This window comes from Arsenophonus sp. ENCA, assembly GCF_002287155.1.
In the GTDB taxonomy this organism is placed as follows: Bacteria; Pseudomonadota; Gammaproteobacteria; order Enterobacterales; family Enterobacteriaceae; genus Arsenophonus; species Arsenophonus nilaparvatae.
The window spans coordinates 1-3,064 of the sequence record NZ_NHNG01000435.1; the positions used below are offsets into that span (position 1 = coordinate 1).

5 protein-coding genes and 1 pseudogene are annotated in these 3,064 nt (G+C 52.1%); all 6 read right to left on the reverse strand.

What is annotated here, in order from left to right; all coding sequences use genetic code 11:
- Positions 1 to 185 precede the first annotated feature (185 nt).
- Entirely contained in the window at positions 186 to 359 is a 174-nt protein-coding gene (locus CBG25_RS11320; RefSeq protein ID WP_290606712.1) for a hypothetical protein, read from the reverse strand.
- Positions 356 to 886: a host-nuclease inhibitor Gam family protein gene (locus CBG25_RS11325; protein WP_290606714.1), complete on the reverse strand. Its 531-nt coding sequence runs from the start codon at positions 884 to 886 to the stop codon at positions 356 to 358. Before CBG25_RS11325 ends, CBG25_RS11320 begins: the two co-directional genes overlap by 4 nt.
- Positions 887 to 918: 32 nt before the next feature.
- Complete coding sequence (locus CBG25_RS11330; RefSeq protein ID WP_290606716.1) at positions 919 to 1,149, reverse strand: hypothetical protein; 231 nt, start codon at positions 1,147 to 1,149, stop codon at positions 919 to 921.
- 2 nt (positions 1,150 to 1,151) lie between these two features.
- Positions 1,152 to 1,454 (reverse strand): hypothetical protein, encoded by a 303-nt coding sequence (locus tag CBG25_RS11335; RefSeq protein WP_290606718.1) that lies wholly within the window; start codon positions 1,452 to 1,454, stop codon positions 1,152 to 1,154.
- An 11-nt stretch (positions 1,455 to 1,465) separates the two neighbouring features.
- The gene (locus tag CBG25_RS11340; RefSeq protein ID WP_290606720.1) at positions 1,466 to 2,620 is read right to left on the reverse strand and encodes an AAA family ATPase; all 1,155 of its coding nucleotides are present in this window, start codon (positions 2,618 to 2,620) and stop codon (positions 1,466 to 1,468) included.
- Positions 2,621 to 2,632: 12 nt separating this feature from the next.
- Positions 2,633 to 3,064 (reverse strand): annotated as a pseudogene (locus tag CBG25_RS11345) (integrase); the annotation flags it as partial.

The window sequence follows — 3,064 nt, forward strand, 5'->3', positions numbered from 1 at the left end:
TAACAAGCTGAAAATTCAGCGGCTAAATTTTTCAATTCTTCGACTGATAATCCAATGATTGCTTTACATAAACGATTATCTCGTAACAGCCGCTCTTTGTTGATCATTTCAAACCTTTATTCTCTAAGTTAAACCTCTTTTTATTCTCAATAGCGTGACAAAAAATGCAAGTCTCTATTCAGCAACTAATTTAATGTGTCTTCCTCGTCCAATCTGGCTATCAGTTCGGCCAATATCTCGAAGGCATTCTGGAACTCACAATAAGCGGCGGCAGAATGGTCTGCCTGCAGGTGATTCATGGCGCGATTTATGTGCCTTTCAATCTGACGGCGCAGATGTTTTATTTCCTGATAGCTCATGAGGTCACCTCCTGCTCGAAGGGGGTAATAATGAAATCCTCAAGCTGGTTACGAAACGTAATGCCGGGAATATTCAGTCGCTGAATGGTGTCCTGATTTTTTAGCAGGGCATTTTTATCAAGCTGTGCTTTATGAATAATGCAGTCGGTCTGTCCCTTTTCTTCCAGCGCCTGCAGGATATCGTCCATCCCTTTGAGCGAAACGGAGGGTGGACGGTTACGCCATGACACCTCGCCGGTTATCAGGTTGGCGGTTTTGGTTTTGCCGTTTTGGGTAAGCTCCTCCCTGTTGGCCTCGCACCAGGTCTGGATACCTCTTTGCAACAGGGTGATGCGGGCTTTCATGGCTTCAATATCAGCCGCATGTTGATGGGTTAAGCGCGCAATTTCATCGTTAATCTGTGTCTCCAGACGGGTCATTTCCCGCTGAATATCGCCCAGATTTTTAATATCGTTTATCACCTGCTCACGGGTTTGCGGGGTGCAGGAAGCCGCCGCGGCTTTAAGCCGCGTTATTTTCTTTGCCATCTTTTTTACCTTTTAATTAACAACGTCGGGAATTAAACGCGCTCGAAAATAATGTCTTCAAGGGCGTCACTGTGTTGAATATGCTCAAATAAATTCATGGGATATCGGGCCGCGATTTCACCAAGACGCTGGTCTTGTTCATCAAAATCACGGCAGTTTTCGCAAATCGATAAATAGGTTTCATAGTCCTGTTCCGGCATATCGACGGTTTTTGCCAGATAAACCCATTGCCGGGCGGTAATACAGACAGGTCGTGTTGTCATGATTAACGCACCTCCCAGGTGATTCGGCAGTTATCTTGCAGGAACTGGTATTTTTCCCAGCGGCCCTGACGGTCGGTACCCAGGGCATAGCGCACGGCATGGCCCTTTTGATGCAAGGCATCACACCGTCGGTCATGCAGCAGGGTGATGGTCGGACGGCTATAGCCATCAACGGTAAACTGGCTGACGGTAAAGCCTTCCTGGCTGAGTTTGTCCATCACCGACAGGCATTGCCTGAACTGGTGCTGGATGGCCTGGTAGGTCATCGCTGACGGGTTTTTAATGGTCACGGCGGGGTTCAGCATAAAAATCTCCTTTAATGCACACTGTGAATAATATTGGCGTCGATAACCGGGATGGCGTTTTGCGCGGCCAGGTTCATGGCGGCGGTCACCAGATTGCCGATAGCCAGGGGATAAAGCAGGCTGACCGGCGTGGCTTTTTTCGGGCGCACCCAGCTTAGGCGTTGACGCAGTGCCGGTATCGCATCCGGACCAAGGACTTTGCTCGTGTCGCCACCGACGCGTTTAAACTTGAAATCAAGAAAGTCGTTCAGGTGTTCATCCAGCGGCGGCAGGTCAATTACCTCGCAGCGCTGTACCACTTCCCTGACCGCTAACAGGCGCTCGGATAACTTGTCGCCCAGTTCGGGTTGTCCCAGCAGGACGATGGACAGCAGTTTTTTAAAGCCGTCTTCCAGCTCAAAGAAGCGTTTGAGGTGTTTTAAGGTCGGGATGGGCAGACAATGGGCTTCTTCAATCACCAGTACATGGCTGTACCCTGCACGACTGCTCTCTTTTAATAGTCGGTGTAACTGACGGAAGCGGGCTTCGGGTGAGCGTTTGAGTTTTTCCAGTGGGGCCAGCGTATGGACAATGGCTTCGGCGAGACTGGCGGCTTTCAGGGTTTTGCCCTGATGGTCGTTGTCTTCCATCGCCAGCACGTAGGGTTCAATCACCACCACGGGGGCGTTTTCCCGATAAATGCGGTCAGTCAGGTCACGTCGCAGCGTGCTTTTACCCGAACCGGATTCCCCGATAACCGCGATAAAACCGCCATAACGGGCGGTCTGGTACAACGCCTCACGCACATAACGGCTTTCAGGGGTTAAAAACACATCTTCATGACCTTGTACTGCGTTGTCATCAAACGGGGCGCGAAACAGCCCAAAATGCTTTTTGGTGGCAGGCAGTAATACCTGTTTTTTGAGTAACATGGTCTCTTCCTCATTGCTAAATAGTGGGCGCTTTTCCTTGCCGCCGGACGTGACCCCGTCAAAGCAGTCGTCCGCCGCGATACCCTGGTCATGTAGCCAGGCCCGGATACGCTGTTTTAGCGCGTCKGTGTCCTGTTTCGGCCACTGATGGTGGTTGACTATCTGCGCCAGTGTCGCCTCGGAAAGGTCAAGCRCACGGGCCAGTGCCGCCTGCGTCAGATTGTGTTGTTGTAACAGGGTTTTCAGTTTCAGCATGATGGCCTCCCGTTAACCGTGACTGGCCAGACTGACCACCACCTCGGTGGACWGGGCCATCAGTTCATCACCCAGTGCGTCGACCTGGTCAGCCGGAATACCGTCCGGGAAGCGTTGGRTTAGCGTGGTGTAAAATTCACTGCGCCAGGTCTTGCCCGCCGCCTGGAAACGYGCTCGCAGGCGTTKCACCACCACGACCGGGTTTACGCGTTCTTCAAAACGCGGKGCGCAAACCGTGGAGACCTGACCCTGTTTGGGGAGGTACATCGGCGGGGTATCGCGTTCATTGTCCAGATAAGGGTTAAAGCGACCACCCAGTGGCAGCGCCTTGGCTTTTTGCGCGGCAGCGGTTTCGGTGGGACAGGTGGTGCCATACATCGCCTGCTCGACTTCCGCCAGATGGTGTTGCGCCGGGGTGTGGGGTAATGCCTTGAAGGATTCGCC

Excerpts from the sequence above, each read along its gene's own strand:
- CBG25_RS11320 (WP_290606712.1), bottom strand. The coding sequence starts at position 359 with ATGAGCTATCAGGAAATAAAACATCTGCGCCGTCAGATTGAAAGGCAC.
- CBG25_RS11325 (WP_290606714.1), bottom strand. The coding sequence starts at position 886 with ATGGCAAAGAAAATAACGCGGCTTAAAGCCGCGGCGGCTTCCTGCACC.
- CBG25_RS11330 (WP_290606716.1), bottom strand. The coding sequence starts at position 1,149 with ATGACAACACGACCTGTCTGTATTACCGCCCGGCAATGGGTTTATCTG.
- CBG25_RS11335 (WP_290606718.1), bottom strand. The coding sequence starts at position 1,454 with ATGCTGAACCCCGCCGTGACCATTAAAAACCCGTCAGCGATGACCTAC.